The sequence below is a fragment of the Streptomyces sp. NPDC059740 genome (assembly GCF_042733155.1).
GTDB lineage: Bacteria > Actinomycetota > Actinomycetes > Streptomycetales > Streptomycetaceae > Streptomyces.
The window spans coordinates 1-20,805 of the sequence record NZ_JBHWGP010000028.1 but is presented as its reverse complement, the minus strand read 5'-3'; the positions used below and the strand labels follow the sequence as shown (position 1 = coordinate 20,805).

Below are 20,805 nucleotides of genomic sequence, written 5' to 3'. Positions count from 1 at the left end.
TCCGTCCCGGCTGGGAGCCGGCGTGGCGGGAGACCGGTGGAGCAGTCACCACACTGGCGAGTGGAGGTGTACGGATGGGGGTGGTGAGGGAGGGGTGCCGGCCCCGTGGCCCTCGTCGAAGCGGGGATGTAACAGAATGGAACACCGAGAAACACTGTCGCGACGAGGAAACCGCCGGTGGCGGCAAGTGTCAAGCGGGGGCGCGCAGTTGTTTCCCCGGCCTGGGCGGCCTCGGTACGGTGGCATGGTGGAACATGACGGCGCGACGCGCGTGGCCAGGGCAGCGGGCGGTCCCGTGACGGTACGGGCGATAGCCGCAGAGGCGGGGGTGTCCATCGCCACCGTCTCGCGGGCCATGAACGGGGCCGCCGGCGTGACGCCCCGCACCCGCGAGCTGGTGCGTCAGGCGGTGGAACGCCTCGGCGGCGAGGTCACCCCCTCCGCGCCGCGACGCGACTCGCCCCTCACGGTCCACGTGCGCTGCCCCTACGTACTCACCGACTACTTCGGGCTCGTGGTCTCCTCCGTGGCCGAGACGCTCGAACTGCACGGGGTGAGGATGCTGCTCGACGCAGGGGAGGCCGCCCAGCAGACGCGGGCCCTGGCCGCCCTGCCGCGGACGCCGGGCGTCGACGGGGCCCTGCTGATCCTGCCGCCCGAGCCGGCGTCGGAGCTGACGGCGCTGCGTGCGGCCGGCCCCCCGTTCGTCGTGGTGGACCCGCGGCTCCCGCCACCCCGCGACCTCGCCTCCGTCTCCGCGGCCCACTTCGCGGGGGCGCGTGCGGTGACGGCGCATCTGGTCTCGCTCGGACACCGCCGGATAGGCGTGATCAGCGGTCCGCCGGACTGGCTCGCCTCCGACGCGCGGCTCGCCGGCCACACCGCTGCCCTCGCCGAAGCCGGGGTCCTGCCCTCACCCCGGCTGACCGAGGACGGGCACGAACCCACTATCGGGTGGGGGGAGAGCGCCGGTGGCCGCCTGCTGGACCTGGCCGAACGCCCGACCGCACTGGTCGCCTTCAACGACAAGGTGGCTGCCGGCGCCCTGCTGGCCGCCCGCCGCAGGGGGCTGCGCGTCCCCGAGGACCTCTCGATCACCGGCTTCGACGACATCGACGTCAGCCGCGTGACCCACCCGCAGCTCACCACCGTCCGCCAGCCCCTCCAGGAGATGGGCCGCATGGCAGTCTCCCTGCTCATGCGCCTCGTCCGGAGGCACACGGTGGAGGCCCTGCACGTCGAACTCGCCACGGAGCTGACGATCCGGGGATCGACAGGCCCGGCACCGCAAAGCTGAGCGACCCCTCCCGCCTCCGGGCAGGGGCGGACGGGATTCTTCGGCACGAGACAGCGGTTACCGGGTTCGGTCCGCCACTTCGTTGATCCTCTGTAACCACTATTGACGTGTACGCGTCCCTGGCTTACGGTCACGTCTGGTCTGCGCGGGACGCAGGGCGGTTCCCCGCCCTCCCGTCACGTGCACCGCGATGCAGCTCAGCGCCCTGCCGGGGGAGTGTGAGCCGCAAGGCCGGCCCTCTTCACCTCGGACGGTGACACCTGTCGCCCCGTCGAAGCCAGGTACGGCCCCGAGAATGCGCTGTCCTCCATCGTTCACACAGTGAAGAGGCCGGCCGGAACCCACCGCGCCGCCTCCTCCCGCCAGGAGGACCCGGCGCGATGCTGCCAGCCGACCGCGACGACCCGCGCGAGCGCACAGGCTCACCCCTTCCCGACCGTGACCGCACGACCGCGCCCCCCACGCCCCCCGCCGCGCCGCCCTCTTCCGCCCCGGCCCCGCCCCGCGCCGGGGCACCCTCGGCGCTCCCGTTCCTCGCCGCCGCGGCACGGGCCTGCCGGGGGCCGCCCCGAGCCGGCGGCCCCGGCCGCGCGTCCCGCCCCCGTCGCGACGTCGAGAGGAAGACCGTGTTCCCCCACCGCCCCCACCGCCGCGGGTCCGCCCGCGGTGTGCCGCGCCGCCCCCTGTCCGCGGTCCGCACCGGCATCGCCGTTGCGGCCACCACCTGTCTCGCGCTGGCGGGCCTCGTCGGGGCCGGCCCGACACCGGCCCAGGCCGCCGCCGAACCCGTCGCCGTGTGGCTGACCACCACCAGCGACGCGGGCGGCCGCAACGTCACCCGCGGCCTGGAGCAGCAGGCGCCCACCGCGTTCAGCGCCGGGTCCGGCAACACCGGCCAGGTCGTCAGCGTCGACGAGAAGACCCGCTACCAGCAGTTCACCGGCGGCGGCGCCTCGTTCACCGACACCGCCGCCTGGCTGATGAACAGCAGCGGCGCCCTCACCCCCACCACCCGTGACGCCGTGATGAAGAAGCTCTTCGACCCCGGCAGCGGTATCGGGCTGAGCTTCCTGCGCAACCCGATGGGCGCCTCCGACCTGGCCCGCAACAGCTACACCTTCGACGACGTGCCGGCCGGCCAGACCGACACCGGCCTGGCGAAGTTCTCCATCGCCCACGACCTGGCCGACGTCCTGCCCCTGACCAAGCAGGCCCGGCAGCTCAACCCGTCGCTGAAGGTGCTCGCCTCCCCGTGGACGGCGCCGCCCTGGATGAAGGACAACGACTCCTACGACCAGGGGTGGCTGGAGGCGCAGTACTACGGCACCTACGCCCAGTACTTCGTGAAGTACCTCCAGGCGTACAAGGACCAGGGCGTGCCCGTCGACTACGTCACGGCGCAGAACGAGCCGACCTGCTGCTCCGGTTACCCCTCGATGCAGTGGAACGGCTCCGGCCTGCACTACTTCATCGGTACCGACCTGCTGCCGGCCCTGCACGCGGCAGGGTTGTCCACCAAGGTGCTCGCGCTGGACTGGAACTGGGACTCCTACGACTCCTACGCCGCGCCCACGCTCGACGACGCCGCCATCCGCAACGACCCGCTCTTCGGCGGCATGGCCTGGCACGGGTACGGCGGCAACGTCTCGGAGCAGAGCACCGTCCACGACAAGTACCCGGGCGTGGACGCCTTCGACACCGAGCACTCCGGCGGCACCTGGGTCACCGACCAGCAGTCCGAGGACATGAACAACATCATCGACTACACCCGCAACTGGGGCAGGTCGGTGACCAAGTGGTCCCTGGCGGTCGACCAGAACATGGGCCCGCACAACGGAGGCTGCGGCACCTGCACGGGCCTGGTCACCGTCCACAACGGCGACAGCCGCAGCGGGCAGGTCGACTACACCGTCGAGTACTACGACATGGGTCACCTCACCAAGTTCGTCCACCCGGGCGCCTACCGGATCGCCTCCACCGCCAACTCCGCGATCCCCAACGTGGCCTGGACGAACCCGGACGGCTCCAAGGCGCTCATCGCCTACAACGGCTCAGCCTCCGCCCAGAACCTCACCGTGAACTGGGGAGGCGAGCACTTCACCTACTCCCTGCCCGGACGGACCTCGGCCACCTTCACCTGGAGCGGCACGCAGAGTGCGCGCGGCGCCGAGTGCGCCGCGACGAAGGGCGCGGGCTCGTCCCAGGGCAGCCCGCTCGGTGCCGCGCAGTGCACCGGCATCACCCACCAGAAGCGGACGGCTCTCACCGGCTGAGTTCCTGGGGAACGCCGACCTCGGCGGCGGCCCACCACATCCGCTCGCCGTCCGGCTCCCCCCACCGCCCTTCCCGCCCCGGCCCGGCAGCCACCGGGCCGGGGCGGAAGGCGGCCCCGCCACCACGCCCGGCGACCCGGTACCCGGGCGGTACCCTCCCCCCGCGTCCGGCACGCCGCAACCGATCGGCAGGTGTCCGCCGGCCCGGTCGCCGACCGGGCCCGAAGCCCCCCGCCCAGGTGGCCGCCCCGGTGCCCCCGCCGAGGCCGCTGACGCGTTTGGGGCCGCCGCCCGCGGACACTCTCCGGCCACAGGGGTGAGCGCCCGCACCCGCGGCCCGCCCGCAACAGCGAGCCAGGAGGTGAGGACGGTGGAGTTCGCGTCGGCCGGCGCCACGGCGAGCAGCTTTCCGCCACGTCCGCTACGGGAGTACGCACTGCTCGCGGACGGTGAGCGCGGTGCCCTCGTGGGCCCCGACGGCGAGCTCGCCTGGATGTGTGCCCCCCGATGGGACTCCGACGCGTTCCTCTCCACCCTCGTCGGCGGCGACGGGGTCTACGCCGTGACGCCGCGTGACCGTTCCGTGTGGGCCGGCCACCACGAGCCGGGCACCCTCATCTGGCGCAGCGACTGGACCACCGACCGGGGCGGGTCCGTGGAGTCCAGGGAAGCCCTCGCCTGTCCCGCCGAACCGCACCGGGCGGTCGTCCTGCGCCGGGTCCGCAGCAGGCAGGTCCCCGCCGTCGTCCGCGTGCTCCTCACCCCCAGGGCCGGGTTCGGAGCCGGAACGCTCACCGACGTCCACCGCGACGCGGCAGGCATCTGGACCGCCCGTGCCGGTGAGCTCCGGCTGCGCTGGACGGGTGCGGAAGGCGGCCGGTACCTGCCGGACCTCGCGGGGTGGGAGCTGGACCTCCACCTCGATCCGGAGACCTCGCACCACCTGGTGCTGGAGGTCTCCGACACCCCGTTGCCCACCGAGCCGCCCGACGCCGGGGACCTGTGGCGCTCCACGGAGCGGGCCTGGGCCGAGGCCGTGCCCCCGCTGACCGACACCATCGCGCCCCGCGACGCGCGCCAGGCCTACGCGGTGCTGCGCGGTCTGACCTCCGCCACCGGCGGCATGGTCGCCGCCGCCACCACGAGCCTGCCCGAGCGCGCCGAGGAGGGCCGCAACTACGACTACCGCTACGTGTGGATCCGGGACCAGTGCTACGCCGGGCAGGCCCTGGCCGCAGTAGGGCCGAGCCGGCTGCTGGCGGACCAGACGCGCTTCGTGGTCGAGCGGGTGCTGGAGCACGGGCCACGGCTGAGCCCCGCCTACACCGTCACTGGCGGACCGGTGCCCCGCCAGCGACGACTCGCGCTGCGCGGCTACCCCGGGGCCGACGACCGGGTCGGCAACCACGTGCGGCAGCAGTTCCAACTCGACGCCTTCGGGGAGGTCCTCCTCCTGCTCGGGGCCGTCGCGCGCCACCGGCCGCTCGGCGAGGCCGAACGCCGCGCCGCGGACATCGCCGCCGACGCGGTCGCGGAGCGCTGGCGGGACCCGGACGCCGGCGTGTGGGAACTGGCACCCCGCTTCTGGACCCACAGCCGGCTGGCGTGCGTGGCCGGACTGCGGGCCGTGGCCGGGGCGGACACAGCCCACCCCCACTCCGCGCGCTGGTCGCAGCTCGCCGACCGCCTCGTCACCGAGACCAGCCGGCGCTGCCTGCACCCCGACGGCCACTGGCAGCGCGCCCCGGACGACCCGCGGCTGGACGGCGCCCTGCTCCTCCCGGCGGTACGCGGCGCCCTTCCCCCCACCGACCCCCGGGTGGTGCGGACCCTGCGTGCCTACACCCGCGAGCTGACGGACGACTTCTACGCCTACCGGTTCCGGCACGACCGGCGTCCGCCGGGCGAGGCGGAGGGCGCCTTCCTGCTCTGCGGGTTCTTCACGGCGTTGGCGGAGCACCAGCAGGGCGACCTGGTCACCGCCCTGCGGTGGTTCGAGCGCAACCGGGCCGCCTGCGGCCCCGGCGCGCTGTACTCCGAGGAGTACGACGTGGCCTGCCGCCAACTCAGGGGAAACCTGCCGCAGGCCTTCGTCCACGCACTGATGCTGGAGTGCGCGGTACGCCTGAACACCCCGCCACCCACCGCCCCGCACGGATGAGCCCACCGCCACCGGAGCGGACCGCCGGCCGCCGCCCGTGCCGAGGCGGCGGCCGGCCCGCCCGCGGCCGTACCGACGGCCGGCCGCGGACGCCCTGTCCCCCTGACCTCGGGTGTGTGGTGTCGGTGACTCCGGGTACTCGCTCGTCCGTCGAGTGGCCGGGATACGGACGGAGTGCGGAGCCTCCCGGAAGTACGGGCAGCCGCGGCGCGCCCCGGTCGCCGGGAGCGGCCCGAAAGGGAGGGAGCAGATGACCGACAGCCCAGAGCGACAGGCCCCGCCGGACGGTGCCACCGCCACCGCACAGGCGCCGGGACGGTCCACCGGGCACCCCGAGGGGATCGACCCGGTGGCCTTGGCGAGTGCCTTGCGGGAACGCGTCCGCGGAGAGGTGCGCTTCGACAAAGGAAGCCGGGCGGCCTACTCCACCGACGGGTCGAACTACCGGCAGGTACCGATCGGCGTCGTCGTCCCCCGCGACGTCGCGGACGGCGCGGCGGCCGTCGCGGTCTGCGCCGAACACGGCGCGCCGGTGCTCTCCCGCGGTGGCGGCACCAGCCTGGGCGGCCAGTGCACCAACACCGCCGTCGTCATCGACTGGACCAAGTACTGCAACCACCTGGTCTCGGTGGACGTCGAGGCCCGCACCTGCGTAGTGGAACCCGGCATCGTCCTGGACGAACTGAACCGCCGACTCGCCGAGCACGGCCTGAAGTTCGGACCGAAACCCTCGACGCACAGCCACTGCTCGCTGGGCGGCATGATCGGCAACAACTCCTGCGGCGCCTCGGCGCAGGCCTACGGCAAGACCGTGGACAACGTGCGCCGCCTGGAAATCCTCACCTACGACGGGCTGCGCTGCTGGGTGGGCCCCACCTCCCCGCAGGAGTACGAGGCGATCCTCGCCGAGGGCGGACGCCGGGCGGAGGTCTACCGCGGGCTGCGCGACATCGTCGACACCCACCTGGCCGACATCCGCACCGGCTACCCCGACATCCCCCGGCGCGTCTCGGGCTACAACCTCGACTCCCTGCTGCCCGAACAAGGCTTCGACGTGGCCGGGGCGCTGGTGGGCAGTGAAGGCACCCTGGTGACCGTGCTGCACGCGGAACTGGAGCTGGTACCGGTACCCGCCCAGGAGTCGCTGCTGGTCATCGGCTACCCCGACATCGCCGCCGCCGCGGACGACGTGCCCCGCCTGCTGGAACACTGCTCCCCGACCCAGCTGGAGGCCCTCGACGGCCGAATGGCGCAGCTGATGCGGGAGGAAGGCGCCTACCTGTCCTCCCTCGAACAGCTCCCCGAGGGGGACAGCTGGCTGCTGCTCCAGTTCGCAGGCGACAGCCGGACCGACGTCGACCAGCAGGGCCGCGACCTCCTGGCCGCCGTAGGGCGCTCCGAGGACGACCCCGACGTGGCCTTCTCCGACGACCCGCAGCGCGAGCAGCGCATGCTCAAGGCCCGCGAGGCCGGCCTCGGCGTCACGGCCCGCCCCCCGGACGGCCGCGAGACCTGGGAAGGCTGGGAGGACTCCGCGGTCCCACCCGACCGGCTCGGCGACTACCTGCGCGACCTCACCAGCCTCCTCCGTGAGTACGGCTACGAACACGCCGCGCTCTACGGCCACTTCGGCCAGGGGTGCGTCCACACCCGCATCCCCTTCGAACTGAAGCGGGCCGACGGGATCGCCGACTTCCGCGACTTCCTGCACCGCGCAGCCGACCTGGTGGCCTCCTACGGCGGCTCGCTCTCCGGGGAGCACGGCGACGGGCAGGCCCGCGGCGAACTGCTCGTCCGGATGTTCGGCAAGCCCCTCGTCGAGGCGTTCGGACAGCTCAAGTCGGTCTTCGACCCACAGGACCGGATGAACCCGGGAAAGGTCGTCCACCCCCACCCCGTCGACGCCGACCTGCGGCTCGGACCGCACTGGCGGCCGGCGTCACCCCGGACGCAGTTCGGCTACCCCGAGGACGAGCACAGCTTCCGGCGCGCGGTGATGCGCTGCGTCGGCATCGGCAACTGCCGCTCCCACTCCGGCGGCGTCATGTGCCCCTCCTACCGGGCCACCGGTGAGGAGGAGCACTCCACCCGCGGTCGCTCCCGGCTGCTGTTCGAGATGCTGGGCGGCCACCCCGACTCGGTCCTCACCGACGGCTGGCGCTCCACCGAGGTCCGGGACGCCCTCGACCTCTGCCTCGCCTGCAAGGGCTGCAAGTCCGACTGCCCCACCGGCGTTGACATGGCCACCTACAAGGCCGAGTTCCTCTCCCACCACTACCAGGGACGACTGCGGCCCGCAGCCCACTACGCGCTCGGCTGGCTGCCGCTGTGGGCCCGGCTCTCCCGGGCCGCACCCCGCCTGGTCAACGCGGCCCTGCACGCGCCGAGCCTGGCCGCCGCCGGGAAGCGGCTGGCCGGTGTGGCCCCCGAACGCCCCGCGCCCGTCTTCGCGCCACGCTCCTTCGTCCAGTGGTGGCAGCAGCGCGGCACACCCGAACCCGACCCCGCCGATCCCGCCACCGTCGTGCTCTGGCCGGACACGTTCACCAGCTCCTTCCACCCGGAGATCGCGATCTCCGCGGTGCGCGTACTGGAGGACGCCGGCTTCCGCGTCGCCGTGCCCACCCAGGCGGTGTGCTGCAGCCTGACGTGGATCTCCACCGGCCAGCTCGACGTCGCCAAGCGCGTGCTGCGCCGCACCACCGAGGTCCTGCGCCCCTGGCTGGCGGCCGGCACACCGATCGTCGGCCTCGAACCGTCCTGCACCGCCGTCTTCCGCTCCGACGCCCCCGAACTGCTCCCCGAGGACGAGGACGTCCGGCGCCTCGCCGGCACTTTCCACACCTTCGCCGAACTGCTGCTGAACCGCGCACCCGACTGGCGTCCGCCCCACCTGGCGCGGACCGCCACCGTGCAGACCCACTGCCACCAGCACGCCATCACCAAGGACGACGCCGACCGGGAGCTGATGCGCCGGGCCGGCATCGACGCCGACGTCCTGGACGAGGGCTGCTGCGGCCTGGCCGGCAACTTCGGCTTCGAGAAGGACCACTACGAGGTGTCGATGGCCGTGGGCGAGCTGGGCGTCCTGCCCGCCGTCCGCCGCGCCTCGCCCGAGGCCCTGGTGCTGGCCGACGGCTTCAGCTGCCGCACCCAGATCGAACAGGGCGGTACCGGTCGCCGGGCGATGCACCTGGCCGAAGCGCTCGCCCAGGGCCTGACCGGGCCCGCGCCGGCCGACCACCCCGAGCGGACGCTGCACCGCGCCGCCGCCCCCGACCGGGACGCCCGAGGGCTGACCGCGGCCCTGGCCGCGACGGCGGGCCTGGCCCTGGCGGCAGGCGCACGCTCGGCCGTCCGACGGCTCACCTCGGGCCGGCCCACCGGCCGTGCCCGGTGGGGAGGCAGGCCGTGACGGTGCCACGCAAGGGCGGGGCCGGAGGCACGCGCGGGGGCACCGGCCGGGCCCGTCCCTCGAACACCCCCACGGTGGAGGAGATCTCGGCCGAGGCGTACACCGTGCCCACCGACGCGCCCGAGGGAGACGCCACGCTGGCCTGGCAGTCGACCACCCTGGTGCTGGTCCGCGCCCGCTCCGGGCCGGCCACCGGCATCGGCTGGACCTACGGAGCGGGGGCGGCCGTCACCGTGGTCCGCGACCTCCTCGCCCCCCTCGTCACCGGACACCCGGCCGACGACGTCCCGGGCGCCAACGCCGCGATGGCCCGCGCGGTGCGCAACGCCGGCCGCCCCGGTCTGGTGGCCGGCGCACTCTCCGCAGTCGACATCGCCCTGTGGGACCTCAAGGCGCGCCTGCACGACCTGCCACTGGTCACCCTGCTCGGCGCGGCACGCCCCGACGTCCCCGTCTACGGCAGCGGCGGCTTCACCCCCTACGACGACACCCGGCTGACGGAGCAGTTGCGCCACTGGGCGGAGAAGCAGGCCATCGGCCGGGTGAAGATCAAGATCGGTGAGGAGTGGGGCCGCCGGGTCGCCCGCGACCTGCACCGGGTACGCCTCGCCCGGTCCGTGGTCGGCGACGACTGCGAACTGTACGTCGACGCCAACGGCGGCTACGACGTCAAAGGGGCAATCCGCGTCGGCCGCGCCCTCGCCGACGAAGGGGTGACCTGGTTCGAGGAACCGGTGACCTCCGACGACCTGGCCGGACTGCGCCTGGTGCGGGAACAGGTCCCGGTGGCGGTGACCGCCGGCGAGTACGGCTACGACCTGGGCTACTTCCAGCGGATGGCCGCGTCCGGCGCCGTGGACTGCCTCCAGGCCGACGTGACCCGGTGCGGCGGCATCACGGTGTGGCTGAAGGCAGCCGCCGTCGCGGAGTCCCTGCACCTGGACGTCTCCGCACACTGCGCCCCGCACGTCCACGCCCACGCCTGCGCCGCCGCCCCCAACCTGCGCCACCTGGAGTGGTTCCACGACCACGTGGCCATCGAGGAGCTCCTCTTCGAGGGGACGCTGGATCCGGCCGGCGGGTCGGTCGTCCCCGGCGCCTCCGGGCTGCCGGGCCTCGGCCTGCGGTTCCGCGAGGAGGTGGCGGAGCGGTACCGCAGCGGGTGAGGACCGCAAACCCCGGCGGGGAGAGGCGGGCAGGCCACCTCGACCGGCGGGCACGGAACCCGGGAGCGAAGACCGTCACCCGGGCCTGCGCGGTCTGCCCCGCCCGCCCGCAGACCGGCCCCGGGCCCACCCGGCCCGGACCGGCGACGGGGAGGCTCAGTAGGCGCGCGCCACCACCGCCACGTTGCCCGGCTGGTCGTCGCTGCCGGGGACCGAGCCGTCCGCCGCCACCAGGCAGCGCACGGTGACACCCTGCCCGGCCAGGGCGGCCTCACCCTCCGGGCCCAGCTCGGCCCAGGGAATGCGTGCCCAGCCGGTGCGCGCGGCCTCAGCCGCCTCCGCGACCGTGGAGACCTCGACGGTGCGGTCCTCACGCCGCGCGCGGGACTGCGCCAACAGCAGCGCCTGTTCCTCCTCCAGCACCTGGGGCAGGAGCGCGGGCAGCGCATCGAGGGCCGTCTCCTCCTTGCGGCCCGCAACGCGACGGACCAGCACCGCGCTGCCGCCGGCGAGGTCCCGCGGGCCCACCTCGACCCGTACCGGTACGCCCTTGAGCTCCCAGTCGACCGCGCGGCGGCCGAACGGCACGTCCGTGCGCTCGTCGACCTGGACCCGCACGCCCGCCTCCCGCAGGCGGCGGCCGGTCTCCCGCGCCCCGGCCACGACCCCCTCGTCGTCCTTGACGGCGACGACGACCACTTGGACCGGCGCCAGACGGGGCGGGACGCGCAGACCGTCGTCGTCCCCGTGCATCATCACCAGGGCGCCGACCATGCGCGTCGTCGCGCCCCAGGAGGTCTGCCAGACGTACTCCTGCCCGCCCTCGCGGGAGAGGTACCGGGTCTGGAAGGCCCTGGCGAAGTTCTGCCCCAGCTCGTGGCTGGTGCCGAGTTGCAGAGCCTTGCCGTCGCCCATCATGCCCTCCAGGGTCAGGGTGTTGACCGCGCCGGCGAACCGCTCCCTCGCCGTCTTGCGGCCCGCCACGACGTCCATGGCGAGGACGTTCTCCATGAAGTCGGCGTACACCTCCCGGTGGATGTGCGCGGCGTAGTCCCGGGCCTCCTCGTAGGTGGCGTGAGCGGTGTGACCCTCCTGCCAGAGGAACTCCGTGGTCCGCAGGAAGACCCGCGGGCGCATCTCCCACCGCACCACGTTGGCCCACTGGTTGACGCGCAGCGGCAGGTCCCGGTAGCTCTGCACCCACCTGGAGAAACAGTCGTTGACGATCGTCTCGGAGGTGGGCCGCACGACGACCGGCTCCTCCAGCTCCTTCCCCCCGCCGTGCGTGACGACCGCGAGCTCCGGCGCGAACCCCTCGACGTGCTCGGCCTCGCGGGCCAGGTACGACTGGGGGATGAGCAGGGGGAAGTAGGCGTTGGAGGCACCCGCGTCCTTGATCCGGGCGTCCAGCTCCTGCTGCATCCGCTCCCACAGCCCGTACCCGTACGGTCGGATGACCATGGTGCCGCGCACCGGGCCGTTGTCGGCCAGCTCGGCCTTGCTCACCAGATCCTGGTACCAGCGGGGGAAGTCGTCCGCCCGGGGCGTGAGTACGGGTGCCTTTGCCATGGCGCGCAGAGTAGGCCGGGGGCTCGCCGTGCGCGAACCCATTTCCGCTGGTTCGGACGCCGGCGTGCCGCGCTCGGAGGGCTCACGGCGGCGGCCACCGGAGCTCCTCGTCGGCCGGGGGCAGAAACGAGGACCGGCCGGTGGCCGCGCGGGCCCGGTCGGCGCGGCCCACGACGCCTCCGTCACGCGCCGACGTAGGCCGCCAGGTGCTCGCCGGTCAGGGTGGAGCGGGCGGCGACCAGCTCGGCGGGCGTGCCCTCGAAGACGACCCGGCCGCCGTCGTGCCCGGCGCCCGGACCCAGGTCGATGATCCAGTCGGCGTGCGCCATGACCGCCTGGTGGTGCTCGACGACGACGACCGACTTCCCGGCGTCGACGAGCCGGTCCAGCAGGCCCAGCAGATGCTCCACGTCCGCGAGGTGGAGCCCCGCGGTCGGCTCGTCGAGGACGTACACCCCGCCCTTCTCGGCCAGCACGGTGGCCAGCTTCAGCCGCTGCCGCTCGCCGCCGGACAGGGTGGTCAGCGGCTGGCCGAGGGTGAGGTACCCCAGGCCCACGTCGGCCAGCCGCCCCAGGATCCGGTGGGCCGCCGGGCTACGGGCCTCGCCGGCGCCGAAGAACTCCTCGGCCTCGGCCACCGACATCGCCAGCACCTCGGTGATGTCCCGCCCGCCGAAGGTGTACTCCAGCACCGAGGCGTCGAACCGCTTGCCCTCGCACTCCTCGCAGGTGGTGGCGACACCGGCCATCATCGCCAGGTCGGTGTAGACCACACCGGCGCCGTTGCAGGTGGGGCAGGCGCCCTCGGAGTTGGCGCTGAAGAGCGCCGGCTTCACGCCGTTGGCCTTGGCGAACGCCTTGCGGATCGGTTCGAGCAGCCCGGTGTACGTCGCCGGGTTGCTGCGGCGGGAGCCGCGGATCGGGCTCTGGTCGACCGAGACCACGCCCGCGCCGGCCGGGATCGACCCGTGCACGAGCGAACTCTTCCCGGAACCGGCGACACCGGTGACGACGACGAGCACCCCGAGCGGGATGTCGACGTCGACGTCGCGCAGGTTGTGTGCCGACGCACCCCGGATCTCCAACCGGCCGGCCGGGGTCCGCACCGTCTCCTTGAGCACGGCCCGGTCACCGAGATGGCGTCCGGTGAGGGTGCCGCCCTCCCGCAGCCCTTCGACGGTGCCCTCGAAGCAGACCGTGCCGCCCGCCGCACCCGCGCCGGGCCCGAGGTCGACCACGTGGTCGGCGATGGCGATCGTCTCCGGCTTGTGCTCCACGACGAGCACGGTGTTGCCCTTGTCCCGCAGCCTCAGCAGCAGGTCGTTCATCCGCTGGATGTCGTGGGGGTGCAGACCGATGGTGGGCTCGTCGAAGACGTAGGTGACGTCGGTCAGCGAGGAGCCGAGGTGACGGATCATCTTGACGCGCTGCGCCTCGCCACCCGACAGCGTGCCCGCCGGACGGTCCAGCGAGAGGTAGCCCAGGCCGATCTCCACGAACGAGTCGAGGGTGTGTCCCAGCGAGGTGAGCAGCGGCGTCACCGACGGCTCGGCCAGGCCGCGGACCCACGTCGCCAGGTCGCTGATCTGCATCGCGCAGGCGTCGGCGATGCTGACGCCCTCGATCCGCGAGGACCGGGCCGCCTCCGTCAGCCGGGTCCCCGCGCACTCGGGACAGGTGGTGAAGGTGACCGCCCGGTCAACGAAGGCCCGAATGTGCGGCTGCATGGCCTCGGGGTCCTTGGCCAGCATCGACTTCCGCAGCCGGGGGACGAGCCCCTCGTACGTCATGTTGATGCCCGCGATCTTCATCCTGGTCGGCTCGCGGTAGAGGAAGTCCTCCAGCTCCCTGCGGGTGTACTCGCGGATCGGCTTGTCCGCGTCGACGAGGCCCGACTCGGCGTACAGGCGGTGGTTCCAGCCGCCGGAGCCGTACCCGGGCACGGCGAGCGCGCCCTCGTTGAGCGACAGGCTGTCGTCGTAGAGCTGGGCGAGGTCGATGTCGGAGACCGAGCCCCGACCCTCGCAGCGCGGACACATCCCGCCGGTGACGCTGAAGCTGCGCCGCTCCTTCACGGTCCGCCCGCCGCGCTCCGTGGTGACCGCGCCCGCACCGCTGATCGAGGCCACGTTGAAGGAGAACGCCTTCGGGGAGCCGATGTGCGGACGGCCGAGCCGGCTGAAGAGGATGCGCAGCATGGCGTTGGCGTCGGTGGCGGTGCCGACGGTGGAGCGGGGGTCGGCGCCGAGCCGCTGCTGGTCCACGATGATCGCGGTCGTCAGCCCGTCCAGGACGTCGACCTCGGGCCGTGCCAGGGTCGGCATGAACCCCTGCAGGAAGGCGCTGTAGGTCTCGTTGATCATCCGCTGCGACTCCGCGGCGATGGTGTCGAACACCAGGGAGCTCTTGCCCGAGCCGGAGACGCCGGTGAACACCGTCAGGCGGCGCTTGGGTATCTCGACGCTGACGTCCTTGAGGTTGTTCTCACGTGCTCCGTGCACGCGGATCAGCTCGTGGCTGTCGGCAGCGCGCGGTGCGGACGACTGCGCGCCCGTCCTCGTGGCCATGCTCTGGGTGTCTCCCTCTGTGAGGCGGAGCCGCCCACACGGTCTCCGCCGGTCTCGTCCGTCCCTCCCGGCAGTCCGCTGCGGACCGCAGGGCGTCGTCCTTCGCCCGGGGCGGTGCGTCGTCCTCACGTCCGCCCCGCCCCGGGCCGCACCCGGGCGCCCCCGGGGCGCCCGTTCAGCCGTTCCGGGGCTGGGTGAAGCGCAGCATGTTGCCGGCGGGGTCGCGGAAGGCGCAGTCGCGGACGCCGTAGGGCTGGTCGATCGGTTCCTGGAGCACTTCGGCACCGGCGGCGCGGATGCGCTCGAAGGTGGCGTCGCAGTCGTCGGTCCGGAAGATGACGCCGCGCAGCAGGCCCTTGGCGAGCAGCTCCGCCATGGCCTCCCGGTCGGCGGGGGCGGCGTTGGGGTCCGCGAGTGGCGGTTCGAGGACGATCTCCACATCGGGCTGTGACGGTGAGCCGACGGTCACCCAGCGCATTCCCTCGAACCCGACGTCGTTGCGGACCTCCAGGCCCAGGGCGTCCCGGTAGAAGGCGAGCGCCTTGTCGTGGTCGTCGACGGCGATGAAGCACTGCGAAAGCTTGATGTCCATGCGGTTCACGCTACGGGCGGGGGCCCGGTTTCGCTTCTCCGTTCCTGACCGGTCGCGTGAGGATCTTGGCGACGCAGGCCGGAATGGCGGCACCGGCCTCGTGGCGACGGTCCCGGTAGGCGCTCGGGCTCTCCCCGACCAGCTCGGTGAAGCGCGAGCTGAACGACCCCAGCGAGGTACAGCCGACCGCGAAGCAGACCTCCGTCACCGTGAGATCGCCGCGTCGCAGCAGCGCCTTGGCCCGCTCGATGCGCCGCGTCATCAGGTAGCTGTACGGGGTCTCCCCGTAGGCGGCGCGGAAGCTGCGGGAGAAGTGGCCCGGCGACATCAGGGCGGTACGCGCCAGCGCCGGAACGTCGAGCGGTTTCGCGTACTCGCGGTCCACCAGGTCACGGGCCCGGCGCAGCCGGACGAGGTCGTCCAGGTTCACGTCCACCAGCCTCCCACAACCGAGGGCGGTGAGGTGGCCGGTCCCGGGGGCACCGGACCGGAAGGACAGCGGGCCGGGGCCCGCTCGGGGGACGGCTGCCGCGACGCCGCCTGCGGCCGGGGGCACGGGCTGCCGGGGGCACGGGCTGCCGGGCGCGGGGCTGCGCCCTCGCCGTGCACCCTGTGACACTTCCCGGCCGCGGTGGGGCGGCCGTGCACCGCCCCACCGCGTGCCGCACGGGTCACTCCTCCCGCGTCGCCGGAGCCAACCGCACCACGCGCAGGAAGCCCTTCGCGGTGTGGGGGTGGGCGCTGGTCATGCGCAGCCTCACCCGGTCGGTGCGGACCGGCTCGAAGGTGATGCGGGTGGGCTCTTCGGAGGCGTCCGCCCAGCTGACCCGGGCGCCGTCCACCGGCAGGTACTCCCCGCCCTTGCGGTACTCGACGACGAGGGCGGCGGGGCGGGCGTGGGTGTCGTCGTCGGTGAAGGCCGCCGTGAGGGCCGTCAGCTCGCACTCCGCCGGCCAGGTCAGCGAGACCCACTCCTCGGCGTGCGCCCGGCTGACCGCGGGGAGCAGCCCGGTCGCCGCCTTGACGTAGTGGTTCGACCAGGCGGTGGCCGGGTCCGCGTCGAGCATGCGGTCCGGGACCGTGTCGGCCGCCCCCGAGTAGGAGGCGTCGGCGCGCACGTCGCCCGAAGGAGCCGGGGCGCCGTCGGCTCGCCCGGCCGGCGCGGTGAGCGGGGCGGGGGCCGGAGTGGCGGTGCGCGACCGGACGACGCCGACGCGGGTGGCCCCGGACGCCAGCCCGTGCGCGGTGGCGGTGACGGTGAGGGAGTGGGCGTCGACGTCCGCGCGGACGATGGCCAGCGCCTTGCCGTGGAAGGCCGAGCGGGTGGGGGAGCGGTAGTTCTCCGCGCTCTCCTGAGCGCCGTTGTCGGCGCCCAGGAGGGCACCGCCGGTGACGTGGAAGGTGAGGGCGTGGCCGGCGTCGGGCACCACCACACCGCGGGCGTCCGTCACCTCGGCCGTGACGAAGACCAGCGACCGGCCGTCGGCGGTCACCTCCCGGCGGTCCGCGGCGAGCCGGACCGCCGCGGGCGGGCCGGCCGTGCGCAGGACGTCGCGGGCCACCTCGACCCCGTCCCGCCGGGCCACGGCCACGAGCCTGCCGGGTGAGAACGGCACCTTCCAGGTCAGGTGGAGGTGGCCCGCGCTGCCGTTGGGACTGGTGTAACTGCCGGGGTAGGGGCCGGAGGTCACGGTCTTGTCGTCACCGGTGGCCTCGGTGGTCTCCAGGTACGACCGGCCGTCGACCGTCTTCTTCCGGTCGAACCGGCGGACGCCGAGGGACTTGCCGTTGAGCAGCAGCTCGACCTCCTCGACGTTGCTGTAGGCCCAGACCGTCACCTCCTCCTTGGCGCGGTGGGTGGTCCAGTCCATGGGCACCAGGTGCACCATCGGCTCGGCGGACCACTGGCTGCGGTAGAGGGAGTACTGGTCCTTGGGGAAGCCGGCGGTGTCCGTCGCGCCGAAGAACGACGCCTTGACCGGGTAGACGTCGAACGGCGTCGGCTCCCCGATGTAGTCGATGCCGGTCCACACGAACTGGCCGGCGAAGAACCGGCGGTCACGGTCCTTCTTCAGCCCGTACTCGCCGCTGGTGGTCCACGACGCCAGGTTGTTGTCGTAGCTGGATGCCCCGCGCCGCCCTGGGGTGTGGTTCTCACCGGTGTTGAGCTGCTCGGGGGAGTCGTAGACGTTCCGCGTGGAGGTGGACGAGGCGGACTCGGACTCGAAGAAGAACTTGTCGGGGTACTTCGCGTGCAGGCCGTCGACGGAGGCCGCGTCGTTGTAGTTGACGCCCACCCCGTCCAGCATCCGCAGGATGCGGTCCTGGGGGGAGCCGTCGGCGGGGACGGTCCGGTACTTGTCCGACCCCATGACCACCGGCCGGGTCGGGTCGATCTCCTTCACCGTCCGCACGAGCCGTTCGGCGATGGGGACACCGACCTCGGAGGTGGAGTCGGGGATCTCGTTGCCGACCGACCACATCACCACGGCCGGGGAGTTCTTCGCGCCGTGCACCATCTCCCGCAGGTCGGCGTCGCTGTGCTCGTCGAAGAAGCGGCCGTAGTCGTAGGGGGTCTTGGAGGTGCGCCAGCAGTCGAACGCCTCCACCATCATCACCACGCCGAGCTCCTCGCAGAGCCCGATCGTCTGCGGGGCGGGCGGGTTGTGCGAGGTCCGCAGGGCGTTGACGCCCATCTTCTTCATGAGGGTGAGCTGCCGGCGGGCCGCGTCGGCGTGGTACGCGGAGCCGAGCGCCCCGAGGTCGTGGTGGAGGTTGACGCCCTGCAGCTTCAGGGATTCGCCGTTGAGGGAGAAGCCGTGGTCGGGGTCGAAGGCGAACCAGCGGAAGCCGAAGCGGGTGGTCGTCTCGTCGAGCACCCGGCCGCCCCGGGAGATGCGGGTGAGCACCGTGTAGAGCCGGGGCCGGTCCACGGACCACAGCTGCGGGTCGGTCACGGACAGGTCGAGGGTCGTGTCGGTGGGGTCGCCGCCGAGGCCGGCCCTGACGGTGCGGTGCGCCACCACCCGCCCGTCGGGGTCCCTGACGTAGGCGCTGATCTCGGCCGCGGTGGACCGCTCCTCGCTGACTGCGGTGACCACCACCCGGCAGTCGCCGCGTCCGGCCCGGAAGGCTTCGGCGAGCCCCGGCGTGGTGACGGTGACGCCGTGCCGGGTGAGGTGCACCGGGTCGGTCACCACCAGGCGCACGTCCCGGTAGATGCCGCTGCCGGAGTACCACCGGCTGCTGGGTATCTGGTTGCGCGCCTTCACCGCAAGGGTGTTGACCGTGCGGCCGTCGGTGTGGGCCTGCTCCGTCAGGTCGAGGCGGAAACCGGTGTAGCCGTACGGGTGCCGGCCCACCAGCTCTCCGTTGAAGTGCACCTCGCTGTCCATGTAGACGCCGTCGAACTCGACCGAGAGGCGCTTGCCCGCCACGCTCGACGGGAGGACGAAGGACTTCGTGTACCAGCCCAGGCCACCGGGGAGGAAGCCGGTGCCCGAGGTGGTGTGCTCGTCCTGCCGCGGGTCCTGGGAGATGCTCCAGTCGTGGGGTACGTCCACGGTGTGCCACGAGGCGTCGCCGGGGTCGGGCAACGGTGCGTCCTCCCCGGTGGTGTTGACGAGGATGTGGCGCCAGCCCGACCGGAGGTCGACCTCGCGCCCGAGGGTGGCACCGCCGCCCACGGTCGGGGTCTCGGCAGCCGAGGCCGGCGCGGCCCCCCAGGCGTCGAGGCCGACCAGCGCCCCGAGCGTGGCGCCCGTCCCACCCAGAACCGCCCGCCTTGATACGGACATCGTCGTCCTCCCTGTTCGCGGCCGGAGGCCGTGAGCGAATCAGAGCGATGCTGTCCGAACCTGTCCGATTAAGTCAACAGGCATAACAAAAACCGTCAGGAGTCGCCGGGGTGGGGCGGTAGTACCCGGGTCGAACCGTCGTTGAAGTCGGTCCGGGATGGGGGAAGTGGTCGGGGACTCGTCCGATCCCGGCGTCTGCGGGAACGCTCTCGGGGCGCGCCGCCCCCGTCAGTACCTGGCCGATCCGGCCGCGGACGCACAGTCTTCCCCGTCTGCGAGTTCCTTGCGCAGGAGCACATCAGTCGCCCAGGACCCGTTCCCACAGCAGACTGTCCCGCCAGCTCCCGTCGATGAGGATCGAGGAGTGCGCGACGCCGTACGGACTGAAACCGTTGCGGCGCAACACCCGCTGCGACGGCAGGTTCTCCAGGCCGGTCGACGCCTCGGCGCGGTGCAACCCCAGTTCGTCCGTCATCACCCGTAGTGCGAGCCCCACGGCCTGCCCGGCGTGCCCTCGGTTCTGTGCGACGCCGGCGATCCAGTATCCGACGGAGCCGCGGCGCAGGTGCGGCTGCGGCAGGATGCCTCCGACGGTGACCTGCCCGACCACCTGGTCACCGGCGAGCACCACGCCCGGCCAGACCGAGCCGGCCCGGTACCCGGCCAACAGCCGTTCGATCCGCTCCGCTTGGCCCTCCGGGGTGAAGAACCCGGCCGGCTGGTCCGGCTCCCACGGCCGGAATGCCTCGACGTCGCGCGCCCTGTGCGCGGCGATCGGGGCTGCGTCGGCGGGCTCTATCAGGCGAATCCTGGTGCTGCTGAGCATGGGGTGGTCCTCGTTGGGGTGGGGGGAGCGGCCAGCCTAAGAGGTTGTCTCACGTGGACAGACCGCGAGCCCCTGGCAGCAGGTCGGGGTGGTGACCAAAGCTGACCACGGATCCGCCGGTCGTTGCGTGTCACGCTCGGGATCTTGAGGCCATGAGCAGCCCATGGCAGGCTCGTTCCGCATGATCGATGAATTCGCGAAAGACAACCTGCACAAGAGACTACGGCGGGACCGTGAGGCGCTGCTCTGGAAACTCGACGGCCTGTCCGAATACGACGCGCGCCGGCCTCTGACAGCGACCGGGACCAACCTTCTCGGCCTGGTGAAACACGTGGCCACGGTCGAGGCCAGGTACTTCGGTGAAGTCTTCGACCGCCCTTCTCCGGAGCCGCTGTGCCGGTGGCAGGACTCCGACGGCAGCGATCAATGGGCGGCCGAGAACGAGACGCGTGATCAGATCGTCGGGTTCTACCGGCGCACGTGGGAACACTCGGACGCGACGATCAACAAGCTTGCCCTTGATGCCCCCGGCTACGTGCCCTGGTGGGCGGAGCCTTACCAGAACACGAACCTGTTCGCCGTCATGGTCCATGTCCTCGGCGAGACCACCCGGCACGCCGGGCACGCCGACATCCTGCGTGAGGGCGTCGACGGCCGGACCGGAATGCGTGCCGAAAACGAGCAACCGATCGACGAGGAAGCCCGTGCAGCCCACTTCGCGAAGATCGAGCAGGCCGCCAGGACGGCCGCACCAACCAATGCTTAGGGCCCTTTCCACGAGGTGAGGTGACTTTCGAGCAGCATGATGCAGGTCGTGAGTGCTGATCTGTCGAAGCGTCTGGAGCAGGATGCAGCCCCCCATCAGCTCGCGGTACTCGATGAAGAGACCCGGCATGTTGACTTCGATGCACAGGGTGCTGCCAAAGGGGAAGTCGTCGATGTCGTATGTCAGTGGTGCGAACCGGGCGGGTACCAGTCGGTGAGCTCCATGTGGGAGCACCGACGTCAGTCGTAGCGGCCGGCCGGCTGTCCCTCGTCGGAGATCACGTACTGGGTGGGCTGCGCGGCGAGGTCCCGATGTTCCGGGTCTTTTCCGCGCAGCCTCCCGCCGAACCCAGCGGGCATCTATTCGATGCACTGGG

The 20,805-nt window shown here is 72.6% G+C and carries 13 protein-coding genes; 7 read left to right on the top strand and 6 right to left on the bottom strand.

Annotation, left to right across the window (positions count from 1 at the left end; genetic code table 11):
• The first annotated feature begins 244 nt into the window (after nucleotides 1–244).
• The 5 genes from ACFV3R_RS25740 (at nucleotide 245) to ACFV3R_RS25720 (ending at nucleotide 10,312) form a co-directional block, all read left to right on the top strand.
• Nucleotides 245–1,297 (top strand): LacI family DNA-binding transcriptional regulator, encoded by a 1,053-nt coding sequence (locus tag ACFV3R_RS25740; RefSeq protein ID WP_385587747.1) that lies wholly within the window; start codon nucleotides 245–247, stop codon nucleotides 1,295–1,297.
• A 668-nt stretch (nucleotides 1,298–1,965) separates the two neighbouring features.
• On the top strand, nucleotides 1,966–3,570 hold the full coding sequence (locus ACFV3R_RS25735; protein ID WP_385587911.1) for a glycoside hydrolase family 30 beta sandwich domain-containing protein: 1,605 nt from the start codon (nucleotides 1,966–1,968) through the stop codon (nucleotides 3,568–3,570).
• A 370-nt stretch (nucleotides 3,571–3,940) separates the two neighbouring features.
• Nucleotides 3,941–5,731 carry a glycoside hydrolase family 15 protein gene (locus ACFV3R_RS25730; RefSeq protein WP_385587744.1) on the top strand — a complete coding sequence of 597 codons (1,791 nt, stop codon included), beginning with the start codon at nucleotides 3,941–3,943 and terminating at the stop codon, nucleotides 5,729–5,731.
• A gap of 250 nt (nucleotides 5,732–5,981) precedes the next feature.
• Complete coding sequence (locus ACFV3R_RS25725; protein WP_385587742.1) at nucleotides 5,982–9,146, top strand: FAD-binding and (Fe-S)-binding domain-containing protein; 3,165 nt, start codon at nucleotides 5,982–5,984, stop codon at nucleotides 9,144–9,146.
• A 74-nt stretch (nucleotides 9,147–9,220) separates the two neighbouring features.
• Nucleotides 9,221–10,312: an enolase C-terminal domain-like protein gene (locus ACFV3R_RS25720; protein WP_385587908.1), complete on the top strand. Its 1,092-nt coding sequence runs from the start codon at nucleotides 9,221–9,223 to the stop codon at nucleotides 10,310–10,312.
• Between the two features lie 156 nt (nucleotides 10,313–10,468).
• On the opposite strand, the gene proS is transcribed toward ACFV3R_RS25720, so the two are convergent.
• The 6 genes from proS to ACFV3R_RS25690 form a co-directional block, all read right to left on the bottom strand.
• Complete coding sequence (gene proS / locus ACFV3R_RS25715) at nucleotides 10,469–11,881, bottom strand: proline--tRNA ligase (RefSeq protein ID WP_385587739.1); 1,413 nt, start codon at nucleotides 11,879–11,881, stop codon at nucleotides 10,469–10,471.
• A gap of 182 nt (nucleotides 11,882–12,063) precedes the next feature.
• Nucleotides 12,064–14,448 carry an ATP-binding cassette domain-containing protein gene (locus ACFV3R_RS25710; protein ID WP_385587736.1) on the bottom strand — a complete coding sequence of 795 codons (2,385 nt, stop codon included), beginning with the start codon at nucleotides 14,446–14,448 and terminating at the stop codon, nucleotides 12,064–12,066.
• A gap of 175 nt (nucleotides 14,449–14,623) precedes the next feature.
• Complete coding sequence (locus tag ACFV3R_RS25705) at nucleotides 14,624–15,040, bottom strand: VOC family protein (RefSeq protein ID WP_385587733.1); 417 nt, start codon at nucleotides 15,038–15,040, stop codon at nucleotides 14,624–14,626.
• A gap of 10 nt (nucleotides 15,041–15,050) precedes the next feature.
• Nucleotides 15,051–15,470, bottom strand: coding sequence for a helix-turn-helix transcriptional regulator (locus ACFV3R_RS25700; RefSeq protein ID WP_385587730.1), 420 nt, complete (start codon nucleotides 15,468–15,470; stop codon nucleotides 15,051–15,053).
• A 241-nt stretch (nucleotides 15,471–15,711) separates the two neighbouring features.
• Entirely contained in the window at nucleotides 15,712–18,837 is a 3,126-nt protein-coding gene (locus ACFV3R_RS25695; RefSeq protein WP_385587727.1) for a glycoside hydrolase family 2 TIM barrel-domain containing protein, read from the bottom strand.
• Between the two features lie 298 nt (nucleotides 18,838–19,135).
• Nucleotides 19,136–19,663: a GNAT family N-acetyltransferase gene (locus tag ACFV3R_RS25690; RefSeq protein WP_385587723.1), complete on the bottom strand. Its 528-nt coding sequence runs from the start codon at nucleotides 19,661–19,663 to the stop codon at nucleotides 19,136–19,138.
• A gap of 181 nt (nucleotides 19,664–19,844) precedes the next feature.
• Between ACFV3R_RS25690 and ACFV3R_RS25685 the strand changes: the two genes are divergently transcribed.
• Both ACFV3R_RS25685 and ACFV3R_RS25680 read left to right on the top strand, forming a co-directional pair.
• Complete coding sequence (locus ACFV3R_RS25685; RefSeq protein ID WP_385587905.1) at nucleotides 19,845–20,429, top strand: DinB family protein; 585 nt, start codon at nucleotides 19,845–19,847, stop codon at nucleotides 20,427–20,429.
• Between the two features lie 48 nt (nucleotides 20,430–20,477).
• Nucleotides 20,478–20,678 (top strand): hypothetical protein, encoded by a 201-nt coding sequence (locus ACFV3R_RS25680; RefSeq protein ID WP_385587719.1) that lies wholly within the window; start codon nucleotides 20,478–20,480, stop codon nucleotides 20,676–20,678.
• Nucleotides 20,679–20,805 lie beyond the last annotated feature (127 nt).

What these genes read in the sequence shown, in the direction of transcription:
- ACFV3R_RS25725 (WP_385587742.1), top strand. Translation starts at nt 5,982, where the DNA reads ATGACCGACAGCCCAGAGCGACAGGCCCCGCCGGACGGTGCCACCGCC.
- ACFV3R_RS25695 (WP_385587727.1), bottom strand. Translation starts at nt 18,837, where the DNA reads ATGTCCGTATCAAGGCGGGCGGTTCTGGGTGGGACGGGCGCCACGCTC.
- ACFV3R_RS25690 (WP_385587723.1), bottom strand. Translation starts at nt 19,663, where the DNA reads ATGCTCAGCAGCACCAGGATTCGCCTGATAGAGCCCGCCGACGCAGCC.
- proS (WP_385587739.1), bottom strand. Translation starts at nt 11,881, where the DNA reads ATGGCAAAGGCACCCGTACTCACGCCCCGGGCGGACGACTTCCCCCGC.
- ACFV3R_RS25685 (WP_385587905.1), top strand. Translation starts at nt 19,845, where the DNA reads ATGATCGATGAATTCGCGAAAGACAACCTGCACAAGAGACTACGGCGG.
- ACFV3R_RS25710 (WP_385587736.1), bottom strand. Translation starts at nt 14,448, where the DNA reads ATGGCCACGAGGACGGGCGCGCAGTCGTCCGCACCGCGCGCTGCCGAC.
- ACFV3R_RS25705 (WP_385587733.1), bottom strand. Translation starts at nt 15,040, where the DNA reads ATGGACATCAAGCTTTCGCAGTGCTTCATCGCCGTCGACGACCACGAC.
- ACFV3R_RS25740 (WP_385587747.1), top strand. Translation starts at nt 245, where the DNA reads ATGGTGGAACATGACGGCGCGACGCGCGTGGCCAGGGCAGCGGGCGGT.